Source organism: Pseudidiomarina salilacus (assembly GCF_047323925.1).
Lineage (GTDB): Bacteria > Pseudomonadota > Gammaproteobacteria > Enterobacterales > Alteromonadaceae > Pseudidiomarina > Pseudidiomarina salilacus.
Window position 1 is genome coordinate 363437 of sequence record NZ_CP178751.1, and the last position, 18254, is coordinate 381690.

The window sequence follows — 18254 nt, forward strand, 5'->3', positions numbered from 1 at the left end:
AAATAATGTGTCATCGACTTGCTAAGGAATGCGAGGTTTTCCTGCGATGGCACATTCTCCTTTAACTCCACTTCGCCGTGATCATGTACGCTTTAACGAGCGTCGACTTGAATACTTTCACCGGCAATTTTCCTTGTGTTTGTTTACCTTACAACTCTTGCTGATCTGTATAGTGGCTGCTTATTTACTCGTGCCAGTTGAGTTATTTGATGGTGTGGTCGCCAGCGTTGTGTCCTACACCTTGGTAATGCTTGCTGGCGGCACGCTAGGTGCCTTGTTATGGGCAGCATGGCAACGCCGAGCCTTGAGCTACGTTGAAGCTTACGAGGTTTCGCCGCGTGAATTGCATCTGCTCGAAACGCCTTGTTATCAAAAGCTAGAGCGTGTGCAGGGCGGGGTATTTCGCTATCAGTTTGATCGCTTGCGCCAACAACAACGGCTGACGCAAGCGCGCGATTAAAACTGATAATCGAGTCTTAGCCAAGCAATACGACCGGGCTCGTTGACGCGCTCGGTAGCGGTGTAGCCAGGAATCGTTGCCGCCTGCCGACTGAGGTGTTCCTGATAGGTTTTATTGAGTAGGTTGTCTATACCTACACTGAAACGCCACTGCTGTGCAAAGGTTTTGCTGGCGTTGATGGCCAAAGTCCCAAAGCCTGCGGTGGCGGTGCTGTCGAGACCGACAATAGTACCTTGCTTTGGCGCTATGCGGGTCTGCGCATCGACCAGCCGCCACAACGTGCCGAATGACCAATCTTGCCATTGATAGTCGCTACTCAATCTGAGCTCTAATGGGGCTTGCTGTGCCAGTGCTAGACCATCGGTGTCATTGCTGCCGCGGCTACTGGCGATACTGGCATGTAATCGCCATTGTGGGGTGACTTTATAGCTTACGCTCGCCTCACCACCCCAAACCGTAGCATCGATGTTGCGTACGGTTTCCGGCCCCATCATTTGTTGTTGCTCCAGCAGAATATAGTTATCAATAGTGCCGTAGAACAAAGCTATTTCGGCGTCGAGCGCGCTGCCACGATAGAGCCATCCCATATCAAGTTGTTGGGTTCGTTCGCTGTCGATGAAAAATGCCGAAGCGCTGGATTCGCTGCCGCGCGCTTGACCGATAAGCTCCCAATAATCAGGAAAACGTTCAGCTTGACCAAGGCCGGCATACCAAGTGTGACCCTGCTGTTGATACTCTATGCGGGTAAAGGCGCTCGTTAGGTCTTCGTCACGTTCGGCTTGGTAGCTCGGATTGTCGATTTGCATTTGCATGGTTTTTTTCAGTAACGCGCGGTCGTCCCAAGCTTGCCAACGATCGCTTCTTAGGCCGGCAAGGATGCGCAAATTCGCCTGTGGCTGATAGCTTGCTTCGGCGAACCAACCCTGCTGTTTAAAGCGACCATCGCTCATGCGTGGCTTGGTTTGATAGGGCATTTGTGGCTGATTCATCGACATCCGATTGGTGTGCTTATTTTCACTTTGATCCAGGCCCAGAGTAAGCGCTAAATCTTGGCGCCAAGCCAAGTCAGTACTGAGTCGATAGGTCTGAGTATCGCGGTCCGGATTCATCGCGCTTGGATTTGGCATCATCATACTCGGCGTAAACGAGCGCAAGCTGTAGTTGTCCATGACATGGTCAACATAGGTGTCGTTAAAGCTTAGTTCGATACGTTTCACCACCTCGGTGAGATTGTCATGGCGCAATTTGATACCTTTACTGGTGCGATCAAACTTTACCCCGTCCATCGCGCGATCAGCGTAGGCTGCTTCTGCATCACTTTGCCCCCAAGTGAAAATGAGGCTAGTGTCGTCAGTGGGTGTCCAAGCGAGCTCAGTGTTATAGCTCCAACGTTGGTAGTCACTGTTAATCGCATTGTTGTCGCCGTCTTTATAATCATCACCTTCGGCACTGTTCGCAGTAAGCCGAGCGTACCCTTGCTCATTCCCGGCGGTCATATCAAGCTCGAGATCGCGCCGTTGATGACTGGCAACAGTAGCGCCCAGTTGACCTTTGAAAGTGGCTGTCGATAACCGATAGCTTTCGCGCTCAAATAGCACCGTTGCTTGTGACGGCAAATAGAGCACTGATTGCGGACCTTTAATAACGGTGATGACATCGTAATTGTGCGGTGTGATGTAGGCCGTGGGTGGGTCCATGCGACTGTTACAACCACCCAGCACTAAGCCGTTGTCGCTCATGATGGTTAACCGCGACGCGGCCATACTGCGAAAGGTGGGATCGCCGCTGACCCCACCCTTGCGGATCACGTTAAACCCAGGGATCGTTTTGAGAAAATCAGCTGCATCTTGCGCGGGCAGTGGTTGTCGTGGCTGTTTTGGATCGATGATAACGGTGCTAGCCGATTGCATTTGCGCGTGCGTAACGACGATATGCTCGTCGGCTTTTTGTGGTTCTGTTTGCTGTGCTTGTGGTTGCGTTGCTTGTGCGTGGTGTGCTTGTGCGTGCGCAAGGCTACTGGGCATGGCAATAGCAAGCGCGATGGCCAGCGCGTGCAGACGCAGGTTTGGTTGCGACATAGTCGGTGTCCTCTGACTTTTAAAAGTAAGTGTATGGTTTTTTTCGGCTTACGTCAGCAGAGGTGGGGCGCGCAGCTGCGGTTGGTGATAGCGCTGTGTGGTAGGGGTGTGTGGTGATTTTTGCGGCGTTTTGTTGCTAATGCTGACGCTATGCGCGACGCTCAGATTGGGAGCGGCCGTTGCTGCGTTGTCGGCTAAATGAGTGAGACCGCAATCGGGATGTTGTAATTGTTGTGGTGCGTCTTGAGGTGGCGCGACAAAAACGAATTGACCTTGTTCGATACTAGCGACTGGGTCAATCCAGCGCAGTTCATCGCCGGTACAAATCAGATCGAGGCGTTCATTTTTAAAATGATTGACTTGTTGATGTGTGTTGACGTTCTGCCAGGCACTCGCAAGTCCACTGCTGAGCACAGTGAACACGAGTATCAGATAAAGAATGAAAGGGTAACGACGCATCTTTTTAGTCTTTGCTAAATTACCCCGTTACTATATAAAAGCCGCGCACGTTTGGCTAGCGTTTAAAGGGTTGCGGTTGCAGATAAGTTAAGGAGCGCCACAACCACTCGCAGGGCCCATAGCGGAAGCGCTTGAGCCACCATGCACTGAGTGGCAGTTGGGCGAGCCAAAGCAGAATGGCTAATAGCGTGGCGGTGGCGCGACCGATTTCACCATACATACCCAAGGCATAACCGTAGAAGAGACTCGTGAACACAATGGAGTGGGTGAGGTAATTGGTGAGTGCCATGCGACCTGCGGGTGCTAGTTGTTGGATGAATTTGTAGTGCTTGATTGCCAGCGCGAGTATTGCGATGTAAGCGAAACTTAAGCCAAAGTTGGCGATTTGCGTAACGGTGAAGGCGATTGCTGTGGCGAAATCGGGCGCTAGAAAATTCATTTGCGTGCCGTAAAAACCAACATAGAGTGCAGCTGGCAGACCTAGGATGGCGCCGTACTTCAGGAGCTTTTTGTAGGTGGTTTTATGTTGCTCTGGTTGGGTGGCTACGCCGCTGCGCGCTAAACTTGCACCGATCAAGAAGATACCCAGCACTGTTGGGGTCATGAAAAAGATGCCCGTGGTATAGAAATAACCAATTTCTTGGCTCCTTGCGGCCAGTACGTCAGCATAGGTACCGTTTTTATAGGCTTCGGCAGCTGTGGCGATAATAGCATTGACCTCTGCCATGGCGGCTTGATTATCTTGGGCGAGGGCGGCGGCACCCTCTGGCGTGGCGCTGGCAGCTTCAATGCTTAGCGCACCAAGCCAGAAGAGGATAACGGGTAGCAGGAAAATTCCGATACCCCATCTGAGTAAGGTTTTTGCGCTCTTGTTGACGAAAAATAGCAGAAATAGTCCGGCGATAGCATAGTTGAGCAGAATGTCGCCGCCCCAGATGTAGGCGAGATGCGCAAAACCGAAAGCGCCGAGCACAATCAGTCGCCGGGTGAATAACCAGCGCGGATGGCTGTGTTTTTGTTTGGCACGGTCGTAAAAGACAATGAATCCAATGCCAAATAGCAATGAGAACATGGTGTAGAACTTGCCTTGCACAAAGGTAAAGACAAACCAGGCGACACCGAAGTCTGCGCCGGTTTGACTGTAATCGAAGCCGTTCATCATGCTTAATAGAGGCTTTTGGAAGTACTCGATATTCATCAGCAGAATACCGAGCAGGGCGAAGCCTCTGATGCAATCAAGCAAGTGGATACGGTCGTTTTCAGTAACGGGCGTCGTCAGATTAGCGGTCATTTCTTTTGCTCTTATTGTTATTTTGTTGTAAATGATAGAGGCTGGATTCGGGTTTTTCCACCATTTGTGAGGATTTTGCTTCGATGCAAACACGCCAACAGGTACTTTTTGACATTTTACTGTTTGCCGCCGCATTGGCTGTGGCATTGTGGAGTCGCGACACCGGGCACAATGTTGTGTGGGGGATGTGGCTCAGCAGCTTAGTGCTTGGCTATGCCTATATCGTCTGGTCGATTGGGCGCTGGGTGTTCGCGCTGAAGGGTGGTGCCTTTGTGGCAGGCGTGTTTTCCGCAGTGTTTCTACTTGGCTTTTTTACCTTTCATTTCGGTATGTTTCATTTTGGTCATGCGATCTTTTTGAACGATTTTTTTCCGATTCCTGTGAGTGGAGAACGTACCGGATTATTTCTGAGTTTCGATCATTACTGGTGGGTGATTTCGCATTATTGGTGGTTTCTGCTGATCGCCTTATTGTCGGAACGCTCCGCATTTATGGAGCCGCGCGCCCCGTTACCTAAAGAGCCTGGAGACACTGCGAAGGCGTTACGTAAAGTCAACTTGATGAAGCCCTACGCCAAGGTGGTGCGGTTGCATATTCTTATTTTCGTGTTCGCGTTCGCTGACACCGTCGGCCTCACGCAAGCGCTTATCTTGGTCATTATCCACGCTGCGTACTTCCTCCCTTGGCGCAATCTGCAAGCCTTGCTGCGCAAGCCTTCCACCCCTAAAAAGGGCAGCCCCTCCGCCGCCGGCCCCTAACCACCAGAAAGGGCAGCCCTCTTTTGGGTTAAAAGCGGTGCTGGCCGTGGTGTATACGCTGCAGAATTTCATCGTTTAGTGGCTGATAGCCCTGTTGCTCGTTGACGAATACGAAGAGCGGATCTTTGATGTTTTGCAGCTCGTAGCTTTCGCGTTTGAGCTGCTGTTTGCGGACTTTGAATGTGGTCGTCATTTCGTGCGCTTGTTGTAATCTTATAAACAAAGGACGCGCATAGTCAGGTAGATGATTGCGTACGAAATCATAAAACGCTTGTGGATTGAATTGTTGTCCTTGTTTTAACACCAACGAAGCCATACCAGCACGACCTTCGGTATTTGGTATTTTCACGCCGTAAACAACAGCGTTGAGCACCTCTTTACAGCGGCTGAGTTGTGACTCCACTTCGGTGGTTGCAACATTTTCTGATTTCCAGCGAAAGGTGTCGCCGACGCGGTCGATAAAGGCAATATGTCGATAACCTTGATGGCGCACTAGGTCGCCGGTGTTGAACCAACAATCGCCGGGTTTGAACACATTTTTGAATAGCTTGCGTTGGTTGGCTTCTGGATTATTGGTATAGCCATCGAAAGGTGCTTTTTCCGAAACTTCGGTGAGTAGCAGACCGACTTCACCGCGTTCAACTCTTTCAAGTTTGCCGTTGGCATCTTTTAGCGGTTCTTCGTTGTCCGTATCGAAGCGAACGATGGTGTATTTCATCGGTGAAAAACCGACAGTTCGCTTGAGGTTGAAGACGTTCACAAAGCCAACGTTTCCCTCGCTCGCGCCGTAAAGTTCACAGATACGATTGATACCAAAGCGGTGCTGAAACTCGTCCCAAATTTCTGCGCGTAAGCCGTTCCCTAGCACGGCGCGAATGCCGTTATTTCGTTCGTCTGGCTGCGCTGTTTGCTGCAACAGATAGCGACAGAGTTCGCCGACATAAACAAAAGTGGTTGCGCGGTGACGCTTACAATCTTGCCAAAAATGGCTCGCACTAAAGCGCGGCGCCAAGGCAAGTGTGCTGCCGGTCATAATACTTGCACTCAGCGCAATGGATAGCGCGGTGTTGTGATACATAGGCAGTGCGCAGTACATCGTATCTTCACGCTTTTTGAGATTCAGTGCCATGCGACCAAAAGCAATGCCAGCTTTGTACCAACGTAAGTGCGTCATTGCCGCAGCTTTCGGTAAGCCTGTAGTGCCTGAAGTCATCACATAAAATGCCGTTGCGCCGAGTTTGATCGCTTCGGTTTCTTTAGGATTCGGCCAGCTCCGTGTCGCATCACGCGGCACCTCCGCTGCCGCCACCACCCCTAAAAAGGGCAGCCCACTTTCGGAGGTTGGTGACGTCAAAGTGGGCTGCCCTTTCTGGTGGGGGAAATCGAGGGTGGGCAAGGGCTCGGCGTTGATCAGGAGGCGCGGGTGCATGACCTTTAAACTATGCAGAAATGGTTGTGCGGTTTGCTTGGTGTTCAGCATGCCGGCGATAGCACCCAGTTTGCAAACGGCAAGCGCCCATGCCAGTTGCGCAGGGCTATTCGGGAACCATAAAGCAACACAGTCGCCGGGCTGAACACCACGTTGTTGAAGATAAGCGGCAAGCTGATTCACCCACTGGTTAAATTCGTGGTAGGTGTAGGTTTCATGCTCATATTTGAGAAAAACCGCATCGGGGTGCCGGGCTGCAGCGCGTTGCAGAAAATAGCCGACGCTGCCGCGCTGGATTTTGCGGGCCCACGCGAGCTGCGCTAAAGTCATGATAAAGCGCGGAAGACGCGGGGCGAAACGCAATAGCGCATGCGCGATGTCAGTTAATGAAAAATGCTGTTTATTATTGTTTTTGTGAGACATTGTTCATCCAAATCGAAGATACATTCGTAATTTCGTACAAATTCACTAGTCTTACAAGTGGTAATGGATGAAAAATCAAAGTCAAAGCTTCAGCGCCGACGAAATCTCCCGAATTATTGAGATGGCATGGGAGGATCGCACCCCGTTCGAAGCAATTGAGCACTTGTTTGGCCTCAACGAGAGCAAGGTTATCGAACTGATGCGCGCTGAATTGAAGCCAAGCTCATTCAAGCTGTGGCGCAAGAGAGTAACCGCACGCAAGACGAAACATTTACAGCTTAGAGATCCGGCTGTTTCTCGCGGCTACTGTCCAACCCAATATAAACGCTAACTAGAAAGGGAATCGTATGTCGTTATGGAAACAAATGAGTGGCTTAATTGGCTGGCTCGCACTAAGTTTTGTGGTGGCTGCGTTGGGCGGATGGGGCTCGATGAACGCCCCGGTTTTTTACCGTGAGCTGATGATTCCCGACTGGGCTCCGCCTACCTGGGTTTTTGGCCCGGTTTGGACTGCACTCTATACGATGATGGCTGTCGCCGCATGGCTAGTTTGGCGTGAGTATGGGTTTCAAGGCGCGGCAAAGCGCGCACTTCAAATCAATCTGGTCCAACTCGCCCTAAATACGTTGTGGAGTTGGTTATTCTTCGCTTGGTACTTGGGTGCTGTCAGTTTCGTCGAAATCATTTTGCTATGGGCCGCCATTGTTGCCACCATCGTGGGTTATTGGCGGCTGAATAAAGCTGCAGCATTGTTGCTCATTCCCTACCTGGTTTGGGTGAGTTTTGCTGCGGCTTTGAGCTACACGATTTGGCAGTTAAATCCTAACGTTCTGTAAGCAAAGCAAAAGTAATGTAAAGCGTCTTACTGTGTAAATTTCGTTCGCTATAGTGAAAGTGCACTCGAAATTGATTCAGCAACAGGAGGTGCACTATGAAAAACTTACGTTTAACAAGTTTGATTGCCGGCATTTTTGCCGTAACTTTTGGCCCAGCTGTGATTGCTGCAAATATGCAAGATACTCAAACTGAGCAGCCACAAGAACAGTCCGCCATGGATAAGGCCGGTGATTACATCGATGATGCAACCATCACCACTAAAGTGAAGTCCACGATTCTCGGTAGCGAAGCCTTGAATGTTTTAGAAATCAATGTTGAAACACAAGACGGCGTAGTTCAGCTAAGCGGTTTTGTTTCTGAAACTGAAGATATTGATACGGCTGAGCGCTTAGCGCGCAACGTTGAAGGCGTCAAAGACGTGGAGAACGACATTCAGGTAAAGTCCGACGCGTCGTGAAAGTGGGATAAAATGCTCCTACGGTTGTCTTAAAGTTGTAATTCAATGCCCCGTAAGTTAGAAGCTCACGGGGCTTTTTTATGTTGTTCTAAGTGCCACAAAAGGTACGTGTGATTTGCTCGTTGCGCGCCGCAGGTTGACTGTAACGGGCGTACTCTTCATGTTCTTTGAACGGATTTTTCAATACGCGATGGAGTGCATTGAAGGGCTTTAGGTCTCCGTCTTTAACTGCTGCAGTGATGACTTCTTGCACCAAGTGATTCCGCGGAATGTAGATTGGATTGACCTGCGCCATTTTTTGTTTGGCCGTATTGAGGTCTTTGTGTGCGTCTTGCCACTGTTGGTACCATTTTTGCCAAGTCGGACTCTGTTGGAAGAGCGAACCAATGCGCTTGTCATCCTCATCGCATAAATAACGAAAGCCAAGCGTAAAGTCGACTTGATGGAACTGCATCAATTGCAAGTAATCCTCGAGTAATTGCTCGGCTTGCGGATGCTCTGGCGCTAAACCCAATTTGGCGCTCATGCGGGCGTGATACTGCTGTTGATAGACTTGTTCAAAGCCATGGACCACCTCACTTGCCTGCGTAATCGCTTGCTGTTCGTCAAGTTCTAGCAATGGCAATAAAGTTTCCGCAAAGCGGGCAATATTCCACATGCCGATAGGCGGCTGGTTTTGGTACATGTAACGCCCACGACGATCAATTGAGCTAAAAACCTGTTGTGGATCATAGGCTTCTATAAACGCGCAGGGACCATAATCGATGGTTTCTCCAGATAATGTCATGTTATCCGTATTCATAACTCCGTGGATGAATCCGAGACTCATCCATTGCGCAATTAACTTGGCTTGATTGTCGCGTACGTGTGTCAGTAGTGCTAAGTAGGGCTGCTCCGCTGATGCGCATGCTGGATAGTGACGTTGGATGACATAGTCAGCGAAAGCTTTTGAAAGTTTACGCTCTTGTAGTGCCAAAACATACTGTGCAGTGCCTACGCGTAAGTGCGATTTTGCCACTCGCGTAAGAATAGCGCCGGGTTCGATACTTTCGCGCTTTACCATTTCGCCGCTCGCAACCGCAGCAAGCGCGCGTGTCGTTGGTACATTTAAGCGATGCATCGCTTCGCTTACGAGATACTCTCGAAGCACTGGGCCGAGCGGAGAGCGGCCGTCGCCGCCTCGTGAATAGGGGGTGCGGCCACTGCCTTTCAACTGAATATCGTAACGTTGTCCGTTTTTGTCGACGACCTCGGTGAGTAGCACCGCGCGGCCATCGCCTAGCTGCGGAACATAGTTAGCAAATTGATGGCCGGCGTAGGCAAGCGCATGCGGTTGCGCCCACTCGGGGGTTGTATTGCCTGAGTAAATCAGCAGGCCTTCTGATGTGTCGCGTTGCGTAGATGGAATTTGCAGCTGCTCTGCTAACTCATCATTGAAAGCGATCCACTGCGGATCCAACACCGGCGTCGGCTCCACCGCACTACTCAAACGCGTATCAAGTTGCACATAGGTCTGTTCTGTTCGCATTAGCTCACCTTGGCCAAAACCATAAGAAAGGGCAGCCCTCATCCTAGCACTTTTGCGCGACAAACACCTAAAAAAGGGCTGCCCTTTCTGGGGTGGTTTTGCGGCGCTAGGGCAGGTAATGCTTGGCTTGCAAAATTGCGGGAAGTAGGGGGTGCGGAAACTTTCTCGCGAGAGTCACAGCGTAAAAGTTCTCATAGGAATTTGGCAGGTCAAAGCGCTTGCTCAGCAAGCCGGTAACAAGTTCATCGCGAACGACGACGGCAGGCATCACGGCGAGTGCGCCGCTATCCCGAGCAAGTAATCGGAGCATTGCCATGTCATCTGCTTCGGCGACGATATTCGGCGCTAACTGATGCTGCGTACAGAAAGACTCAAATGCAGCTCGTAGCGGCGAAGCGTATGAAGGCACCACCCAGCGTTGTTCGCGATAAGCATCGTCAACTGCGGCAGGTAAATGCGCAAGTTCAGGTGGTGCAATGACACTTACCGGTTGGCGGGCCAGTAGTTGTGATTGCCAGGCAATGTCGTCGTTACTGGGTAACTCGCGATTAGTTAGCATGACATCAAGTTGATGCTGACCGAGCAGTTCAAGTAATTCACTTTGCGGGCGCGCAATAAGTTGAAAATGAACGTCATTTTGTCGAATTAACGGCTGAATGAAGCCATCAATAAAGTTACGTGACATGCTCGAAAGTACGCCAATTCTTAAGCTGGGTAAGGTTGGCGCACCCTCTGTCAGCAATTGCTGCAGTTCTTCGCCTCGTTGGAAGATATCTTCGGCGTAGTTCAGCACCGTCCGCCCGAGTTCGGTTAGAACCAGGCTGCGACCTTCACGCGCAAAAAGCGGTTGACCTATGGTGTGCTCTAGCTGATTAATCTGCGCAGATAAAGCCGATTGTGAAATCGCCAATTGCTGTGCGGTTGCTGTTAAGTTGCCCTGTTTCGCAACACGCCAAAAGTAATACAAGTGATGATAATTTAAACGAGACATGCCAAAATTCTTCCACATTGTTCTGTTTAAGTGAACGAATGGATATAATATATGTATTTTTATAATCAATAGCAATCACGCACTATGCCGCCAACAAAAAATAATATCGGAGGCAGCATGCGTTGGCGCATTACCGCAGGCATTTTGGCGTTACTCAGCATTTGTTTTTTAACCACAAGTATCGCTTTATCATTGACGCAATCTTCAATCTACCAAGCTTGGGGTTTCGCACTGACACCTTTGAGCGCTGGATTTGCTGCGATGATCAGTTTTATCGGCTGGGTCGTAGTGCGCTTCGCTGCGGTACAAACCCGCGGTGAATCTGAGTCTGTAAGATTTCACCGTTGGCTGACCTTGGTGCTTATCGCGATTCTCTTTACTGCGATCAGTGATCACTTCGTACTCTTTTGGCTTGGTTGGGTGAGCGTAAGTTTAAGCTTGCACAAACTGTTACTGTTTTATCCCGAGCGCCCACGCGCACAGCTTGCTGCGCACAAAAAGTTCATCTTTGCGCGGGTAGCTGAAACCATGTTAGCTGTCGCACTCTTAAGCATTTGGCTACAAACCGGCGCAACATCGATTTCCGAACTATCGCCAACTACATCGATCGTCAGCGAGTGGGTGATGCTGCTGCTGGTCAGTGTTGCGATGCTTAAGTGTGCGCAACTGCCGGTGCACGGTTGGCTGCTGCAGGTGGTGGAAGCACCTACTGCGGTATCTGCACTGCTCCATGCGGGGATCATTAACCTCGGTGGCTACCTACTGCTGCAGTTTTCGCCGTTACTCGCTGACGCCGCGGTGGCCCGTTGGTTATTGGCGATCGTCGCCGGCATCAGTATGTTAGTCGCGGCCGCAGTGACCATGACACGCATCAGCGTAAAGGTGCGTTTGGCCTGGTCAACGGTAGCGCAAATGGCTTTGATGTTGGTGGAGATTAGTCTTGGTTTTTACACCTTAGCGGCACTGCATCTGTTGGCGCACTCTTGTTACAAAGCCTATGCATTTTTAACTTCGGGGTCGGCGGTGGAGCAACGCGAGCGGCAGCGTTTTGTGCAGCTTGGTTTACCTCCGCTTAAAGCCGTTATCGGTGGCCTAATTGTAGTCATTACTGCGGTTCTGTTGGGTGTATCAGCTGTCACATCATTGGGCTATGTCGCACCGTGGCTGGCCGTGAGCCTTGCACTCGGGCTATGGCTTTCGACGATGTTTGAGCGCTTTAATATCAGCGAATTACTTCGGGCTATATGCGTCGCCGCAGCTTGGTTCGGCGTTTACCTACTGGCTAACTGGGCCTTGAGCGCGCATCTAACATTCAGCACTGCGTCTTACATTTGGCTACTCGATGTCTGGATTTGTCTTGTCCTTATCGGCATTACCAGCGTCTACCTATGGTTACTTTATCGTCCGCAATCGGCGCATAGTAGCCAATTATTTGTCGCCCTCAACGCTGGCTTATATCTCGATGAGTGGGCCACCCGCTTAACGCTGACCCTTTGGCCGCTGCGCAATTCACAACATAAAGGAGCATCTTCATGACTGCCTCACCTGCCATGTCTACCTCGCTCGCCGCGGCGCCGGAACAGTTGCACCAGATAGACTTAGAGATACTCGTTGCGGCGGCAACTGCGGAAGTCGCGCCAGTGTGGCCACTGGATCGCGCAATTGCCGTGAATCCTTGGTGGCAGCAGCGCGACCGTCACATCGAAGAGATCGCCGCCGAGCAACAGGCTTGGTTCAATATCCCCATGCTACACGGCGCTGAAACCAGCGAAAGAGGGCTGCCCTTTTTAAGGGGTTCTGTCGCGGCCGTAAAGGGCTGGCGGTTGCGTGAAACTGCGAGTCGGTCACTGCCGTGGCTGACCGAAATTCAGCAACAAATGAGTCAGTTTTGTGCGCTATGGGTGAGTTATCCGGAGCAAGTGGCGCAAGACGAAAACCTCGGCGAGCGCATGTACAAACAGTGGCTGAATGTCACGCGTCACGATCGGGGCATCGAGCTGCTTTTGAATAATAAAAAAGTTAAACAACAGCTTAAGAAATTGCCCTGTGACTATCGTGAGCTTTACCAGCAAGCCCAGGTGTTGCCCCTTGATGCGGACCAATGGCCGGTCTATTTGCAGGTGCTTATGCATGAGCTTTACGGCTGGGCCAGTGTCTTCGCGCAGCGTCGTTGGCAGCGCGAGTTAGAGCAACAGCCGCGCTTCAATGATGAGCTCAATCAGCTACTAGCTATTCGCTTGGCGTGGGATTTGGTCTGCTGGCATAGCGTAAGTGATGCAACCCGAGCAGAGTTTCAGGTGCAATGGGCCAGCTTCGAGCGCTTGAAGACGCAGGTGCGTGAACAGCAACAGTCGCTGTGGCAAGCATTGCGCGAGAAAGAACGAGTTTACCAACAAGCTCTTGCAGAACAGCTCGTTAATGCGACTTCAGCTGAAAATGTTAGCATCCCTCGCGAGTTGCAGGCCGTATTCTGCATTGATGTTCGTTCAGAACCAATGCGCCGTGCTCTAGAAGCGCAATCACCGGCGATTCAGACCTTCGGTTTCGCGGGCTTTTTTGGGCTGCCGATTGAATATCAAATTAGCCAAGGTTACAGCAAACCACAGTTACCCGGACTGCTTGCACCACAATGGCAAGTCAGCCAAGCATCTGACGCGCAAAGCCAACAAAAGCTGCGCAATACGTGGCGTTCTGCCAGTTGGCACCGGGCCCATGAAAGTCCAGCTGGGGCCTATGGTTGGGTCGAGATGAGCGGTATTACCAAAGCATGGAAACTGCTGAAAAAGTCATTGACGCATCAACCGTTGCAACGCGCTGCTGGTGGCGCTATGAATGAACAACCTTGGCGTATCACTAAAAACGGCGCACCGGCAACGGCCACAGAGCTGGCACAGTTGGCGGCCAATGCACTGACTGGCATCGGACTTAAACAAGATTTCGCAAGGCAAGTGTTAATCGTAGGCCACAGCGCGTCAACGCAAAATAATCCACATGCCGCGAGCCTCGAGTGTGGTGCATGTGGCGGACAATCGGGTGCGGCAAACGCACAGGTATTAGCGCAAATGCTGAATGACAAAGAAGTGCGCGAGCAACTCGCTGCGCAGCACAATATTCACATTCCGGAGACCACCGAATTTTTACCAGCCTTACACGACACTACGCAACAAACTGTAAGTTTATTGACGTCGCAAAAGCCGCAAAAATTGTGTGAGTGGTTAGGTGCTGCGAACCAATTGGCACAGCAAGAACAGCTGATCCGCCTCAACGCGCAGCCCGCACCCACCGCGCCAACCCCCCCTAAAGTGGGCAGCCCTTTCTCGCAGCGACACAGCGGCAAAGAGGGCTGCCCTTCCTTTGTCAGCGATGCGCTGCAGCGGCGGGCGGGGAGTTGGGCTGAGGTGCGGCCGGAGTGGGGCTTGGCGCGCAATGCGGCGATCATTTTTGCGCCACGTGAGCGTACACGAAGCTGTAACTTTGACGCACGGGTGTTTTTGCATGACTACGATCACGGCAAAGACCCATCGCAACAGGTGCTGACGCAGTTAATGACGGCACCGATGGTGGTGGCGCACTGGATCAACATGCAGTACTACGCGTCGACGGTGGCGCCGCAGCAGTTCGGCAGCGGGAATAAACTGCTGCATAACGTGGTCGCCGATGGGCTCGGGGTATTCGAAGGGAATGGTGGTGATATTCGCATAGGATTGGCGCGGCAATCGATTCACGACGGTAAGGACTGGTATCACGAGCCGCTCAGGTTGACAGTGGTGATTGCCGCAGAGCAAGCGGCTATCGATAAGGTCATCAGTGAGCAGCCGATGGTACAGCAGTTGATCGACAATGAATGGCTCCATCTTTGGCAATGGCAGCCCGAGCAGCCCGAGCAGCCCGAGCGCCCCGAGCAATCGGATTCATCCGGACAACTCACGCAACGCAAAGCCAACGGGTGGCAGCCGGTCGCCCACAAGCAACCACAAGAGGTAAGCGCATGACACTCATACTTCAAGCCGATAACGACAAACAGTTGCAGCACGCCGGCCGCTTACTCAAGCTCGGTGGTATTGTGGCAATCCCAACAGAAACCGTCTACGGTCTCGCTGCCAACGCGGCAGATACCGACGCTATTCAACAGGTTTATCAAGCCAAAAATCGCCCGCAGAACCATCCTGCAATTGTGCATATTGGCGCAATTGAGCAGTTGCAGGATTGGGCCTATGGCATTCCCGACGAAGCCTATCTATTAGCTGAGCAATTCTGGCCAGGACCGCTCACATTACTATTGCACCGGCACCCGAAAGTATCACCGCTGATCACCGGTGGCAGCCATAGCATCGCGATCCGCATGCCCAACCAAGCGCAGCTAAGACAGATTCTGCAGCAGCAAAACATTGGCGTGATCGCGCCATCGGCAAATTTACACAAGCAATTGAGCCCGACCACAGCTGCCCATGTGCTTGAACAACTCGATGGCAAAATCGACGCGGTTTTAGATGGTGGCCGCTGCAGTGTGGGCATCGAGTCGACGATTCTCGATTTACGTGAAACCAGCGAGAAACTCAGAATTCTGCGGCCAGGTCCTATCACCGCGCAGCAACTGAGCAAGGTGCTGAACCAACAGGTGGAAGCGCCAGAGCAACATGATGTGAGTGTTGCCGGCAATATGGCCAAGCACTACCAGCCGCAAGCCAAACTCCGCTGGCTCAACACCAGCGCTAACACCACGGAACCACAAAGCATCATCCTCGTACGCAGCTTGCGCGATGATCTACCGCAACAACAGCAACACGCACTCGGCGACACCCCTGAACAGTTCGCCCATGCGCTGTATCACACGCTGCACGAGCTCGATCAAAAAAGGGTCCCGACCATTTGGTTGGAACCCTTACCAGAAACCCACGAGTGGCAGGCGTTACGAAACCGTTTGCACCGCGCTGCCGAGTAACGTCAAAGTCGCCGCATCGGCGTCGAGTTCAACCACATGACCGACTGGCAAAATATGGTTGTCGCGAATGTGACCAAACTGGGCGCCGGTGTAGGTTGGCACGCCTAACGGTTTAAAATAATGCTCAAAGATTTCATGCAAGGTGAAGCTACCGAAACCACCACCTGGGTCGCACTCGGTACAATGGCCAAAGACGATACCAGCAACGCCGTCCAAATGCCCAGCCAGTTGCAGTTGCGATAAGAAGCGGTCGATGCGGTAAATATTCTCACCGACGTCTTCCAACATCAAAATTTTCCCTTTTAAGTCAGGGAAATAAGGCGTACCACATAAGCTAGTCAACACAGTAAGGTTACCGCCAACTAACACACCTTGGGCCTTGCCACCGTTCACCGTGGTGGTGCGGTTGCTCATCATGGTCAGCGTCTCTTCTTTTTCTTTGTAGTTGCGCATGGTGGTGGACTTGCCGTCCATGATCACATCGCGGAACTGCTGTGCTTGAAAATCAGCCCAGTAAGAAAAGCCATTTGGCCCGTGAAACGACACCATACCGGTTTTTACATAGAGCGCATTCATCAACGAAGTAATATCACTGTAGCCCAACAACACCTTGTTATTGGCACGGATCATATCGTAATCCAACAGCGGTAAAATGCGGTTACAACCCCATCCACCACGGACGGCAATCACTGCGTCGACGCTATCGTCAGCAAAGGCTTTGTTAACATCGGCTGCGCGCTCGGCATCGGTGCCGGATAAATAACCATGGCGGCCGAACACGTGTTCACCCAACTGCACTTTGAAGCCCAACGCTTCAAACGACTCTTTCGCGATCAAGACATGATGACGATCTTCAACCGCACTTGCTGGCGCGACCATACGTACCGTGTCACCGGCTTTCAAAGCCCGCGGCAAGCGCCCAGCGCCCAAGCCAGAAGCCGTTGTTCCTGCCATACCCGAAATGCCACCTGCCGCTGCTAACGGAGAAAGAACAGTTGTTGCAGCCGCTCCGGCGGCTAGAGTCTTAATAAACGATCTGCGATCCATGACAAGGTCACCTTTGTTAGTCTTAGTTTTGTGCCTGTTGAACGTATGCGAGTTGACGCCCACCGAGAGCAACCGTTACGCTTCATCCTAGTAATAAATTATTATTAATTAAACCCTGAGACGAATAAAAAATGCAAAAGTATTTAACTGTATTCGCCTTAAGCCTAGGTTTAACTCTAGGTGGCGTTAGCGCAATGAGCAGCATAGCAATCGCGCACGACAATCACAGCCATTTCGACCATGAGCTGCTACCTGGACTCGATAAACAGCAAATTCGCTTTGCCGATATCGAGCCATTGATCAAACGTGTGCAACGCAGCGATATTATCACGACTGAACAAGTTGGCAGCAGCTATGAAGAGCGGCCGATTTATCGCTTTAAAGTCGGCAGCGGCGATACGGTGGTCTTTATGTGGTCGCAAATGCATGGCAACGAATCTACCGCGACGCCTGCGTTGTTTGATCTTATGCACAAAATCGAAACAGACGAAAAATGGCGAGAGCATTGGGCTGGCGAGATTACGCTCTATATGCTGCCAATGCTAAATCCAGACGGCGCAGAACGCGCGCAACGTTATAATGTGCAGGGCATCGATGTGAATCGCGATGCGCGCGCTCTGCAAACACCGGAAGGCAAGATTCTGATGGAGCAGGGCAAAACCTTAAAGCCAGATTTCGGCTTTAACCTGCATGATCAAAGTCGTTACTACGAAGTCGCCCATACCGGTAAGCCTGCCACTATCAGCTTGCTTGCACCGGCATTTAACGAAGCCAAAGACATTAACGACAGTCGTGAGCGGGCGATGCAACTGATCGGCGATATGAAAATTGTCGGCGACGCACTGATACCCGGGCACATGGGGCGTTATAACGATACCTTTGCGCCACGGGCCTTTGGCGATAACTTTTCGAAAATGGGCATTAGTACCATTTTGGTGGAGTCCGGCGCATTTCCGAATGACCCGAATCGCCAAAAGGCACGTGAAGTCAACGTTGCGATGCTGGTAAAAGCTCTCGAAAGCATCGCTAACAAAGACTATGAAAAGCAGACATTAAAGCCGTATCACAGCATTCCAATGAATAACTCGAATAGCTTTAAAGACGTGATTTTCGATCAAGTCAAGGTGCAAGATGGTGGGCACAATTACCTTATTGATATCGGCTTCAATCGTAGTGGTAGCGGCGCCGAAACTACAGGCTATATTCGTGAAGTAGGCGATCTTGAACCGTTTCCGGCGTTCGATCGCTACGACGGCAGCAATTACGTTTACGCACCGGGAAGAGCGTACAAGATCCCAAGCGAAGGCTTAAAGCTGTCGCACCATGAATATCTCGATTTAGTCAGACAGGGCTATAGTCATTTCGTGGGTGATGCCGAGGCGTTAAACGTACGTACGCACCTACCAGTAGCGGTGAACCCGCGCAATCTCCCTGGGTCACGCCCTCAACAACGCGATAACGCGACCTTCTTGCTAATGCAGCAAAATGAAGTCGCAGTCGCGGTGTTGTCGGGTGTGGTTCTTCAATTGCGCTAAGCGTAGAGTAGCTGTTAGC

16 protein-coding genes are annotated in these 18254 nt (G+C 51.4%); 9 read left to right on the forward strand and 7 right to left on the reverse strand.

Annotation, left to right across the window (positions count from 1 at the left end; all coding sequences use genetic code 11):
* Positions 1-46 precede the first annotated feature (46 nt).
* Positions 47-460 carry a hypothetical protein gene (locus ACJ8W9_RS01710; protein WP_411360069.1) on the forward strand — a complete coding sequence of 138 codons (414 nt, stop codon included), beginning with the start codon at positions 47-49 and terminating at the stop codon, positions 458-460.
* Here ACJ8W9_RS01710 and ACJ8W9_RS01715 read toward each other — a convergent pair.
* The 3 genes from ACJ8W9_RS01715 to ACJ8W9_RS01725 are packed head-to-tail and all read right to left on the reverse strand — an operon-like array spanning position 457 to position 4288.
* Complete coding sequence (locus ACJ8W9_RS01715) at positions 457-2538, reverse strand: TonB-dependent copper receptor (protein ID WP_411360070.1); 2082 nt, start codon at positions 2536-2538, stop codon at positions 457-459. The genes ACJ8W9_RS01710 and ACJ8W9_RS01715 overlap by 4 nt on opposite strands.
* Positions 2539-2586: 48 nt before the next feature.
* On the reverse strand, positions 2587-2997 hold the full coding sequence (locus ACJ8W9_RS01720) for a hypothetical protein (RefSeq protein WP_411358199.1): 411 nt from the start codon (positions 2995-2997) through the stop codon (positions 2587-2589).
* Positions 2998-3052: 55 nt separating this feature from the next.
* Complete coding sequence (locus ACJ8W9_RS01725; RefSeq protein WP_411358200.1) at positions 3053-4288, reverse strand: DUF418 domain-containing protein; 1236 nt, start codon at positions 4286-4288, stop codon at positions 3053-3055.
* A gap of 83 nt (positions 4289-4371) precedes the next feature.
* On the opposite strand from ACJ8W9_RS01725, the gene ACJ8W9_RS01730 reads away from it, so the two are divergent.
* The gene (locus tag ACJ8W9_RS01730) at positions 4372-5046 is read left to right on the forward strand and encodes a DUF6498-containing protein (protein ID WP_411360072.1); all 675 of its coding nucleotides are present in this window, start codon (positions 4372-4374) and stop codon (positions 5044-5046) included.
* A gap of 28 nt (positions 5047-5074) precedes the next feature.
* Here ACJ8W9_RS01730 and ACJ8W9_RS01735 read toward each other — a convergent pair whose 3' ends face one another.
* Positions 5075-6898 (reverse strand): long-chain-acyl-CoA synthetase, encoded by a 1824-nt coding sequence (locus tag ACJ8W9_RS01735; RefSeq protein ID WP_411358202.1) that lies wholly within the window; start codon positions 6896-6898, stop codon positions 5075-5077.
* A gap of 67 nt (positions 6899-6965) precedes the next feature.
* Between ACJ8W9_RS01735 and ACJ8W9_RS01740 the strand changes: the two genes are divergently transcribed.
* The 3 genes from ACJ8W9_RS01740 to ACJ8W9_RS01750 all read left to right on the forward strand — a co-directional run bounded on the left by ACJ8W9_RS01740 (position 6966) and on the right by ACJ8W9_RS01750 (position 8192).
* The gene (locus tag ACJ8W9_RS01740; protein ID WP_411358203.1) at positions 6966-7229 is read left to right on the forward strand and encodes a TIGR03643 family protein; all 264 of its coding nucleotides are present in this window, start codon (positions 6966-6968) and stop codon (positions 7227-7229) included.
* A 16-nt stretch (positions 7230-7245) separates the two neighbouring features.
* Positions 7246-7734 carry a TspO/MBR family protein gene (locus tag ACJ8W9_RS01745; protein ID WP_411358204.1) on the forward strand — a complete coding sequence of 163 codons (489 nt, stop codon included), beginning with the start codon at positions 7246-7248 and terminating at the stop codon, positions 7732-7734.
* 95 nt (positions 7735-7829) lie between these two features.
* On the forward strand, positions 7830-8192 hold the full coding sequence (locus tag ACJ8W9_RS01750) for a BON domain-containing protein (protein WP_411358205.1): 363 nt from the start codon (positions 7830-7832) through the stop codon (positions 8190-8192).
* Positions 8193-8280: 88 nt separating this feature from the next.
* On the opposite strand, the gene ACJ8W9_RS01755 is transcribed toward ACJ8W9_RS01750, so the two are convergent.
* Positions 8281-9720: a protein adenylyltransferase SelO gene (locus ACJ8W9_RS01755; RefSeq protein ID WP_411358206.1), complete on the reverse strand. Its 1440-nt coding sequence runs from the start codon at positions 9718-9720 to the stop codon at positions 8281-8283.
* 106 nt (positions 9721-9826) lie between these two features.
* Entirely contained in the window at positions 9827-10711 is an 885-nt protein-coding gene (locus ACJ8W9_RS01760; protein ID WP_411358207.1) for a LysR family transcriptional regulator, read from the reverse strand.
* A gap of 117 nt (positions 10712-10828) precedes the next feature.
* On the opposite strand from ACJ8W9_RS01760, the gene ACJ8W9_RS01765 reads away from it, so the two are divergent.
* From ACJ8W9_RS01765 to ACJ8W9_RS01775, 3 genes are read left to right on the forward strand one after another with little or no spacing between them, the layout of a single operon-like run.
* Positions 10829-12247 (forward strand): NADH-quinone oxidoreductase subunit L, encoded by a 1419-nt coding sequence (locus tag ACJ8W9_RS01765; RefSeq protein WP_411358208.1) that lies wholly within the window; start codon positions 10829-10831, stop codon positions 12245-12247.
* Positions 12244-14703, forward strand: coding sequence for a putative inorganic carbon transporter subunit DabA (locus tag ACJ8W9_RS01770; RefSeq protein ID WP_411358209.1), 2460 nt, complete (start codon positions 12244-12246; stop codon positions 14701-14703). The genes ACJ8W9_RS01765 and ACJ8W9_RS01770 overlap by 4 nt, the downstream gene beginning before the upstream one ends.
* On the forward strand, positions 14700-15653 hold the full coding sequence (locus ACJ8W9_RS01775) for an L-threonylcarbamoyladenylate synthase (protein WP_411358210.1): 954 nt from the start codon (positions 14700-14702) through the stop codon (positions 15651-15653). Before ACJ8W9_RS01770 ends, ACJ8W9_RS01775 begins: the two co-directional genes overlap by 4 nt.
* Here ACJ8W9_RS01775 and ACJ8W9_RS01780 read toward each other — a convergent pair.
* Complete coding sequence (locus ACJ8W9_RS01780; protein WP_411360076.1) at positions 15621-16700, reverse strand: S66 peptidase family protein; 1080 nt, start codon at positions 16698-16700, stop codon at positions 15621-15623. The genes ACJ8W9_RS01775 and ACJ8W9_RS01780 overlap by 33 nt on opposite strands.
* Positions 16701-16894: 194 nt before the next feature.
* Here ACJ8W9_RS01780 and ACJ8W9_RS01785 point away from each other — a divergent pair, with 194 nt between their 5' ends.
* A complete protein-coding gene (locus tag ACJ8W9_RS01785; RefSeq protein ID WP_411360078.1) occupies positions 16895-18235 on the forward strand; it encodes a M14 metallopeptidase family protein in 1341 nt (446 codons plus the stop codon).
* Positions 18236-18254 lie beyond the last annotated feature (19 nt).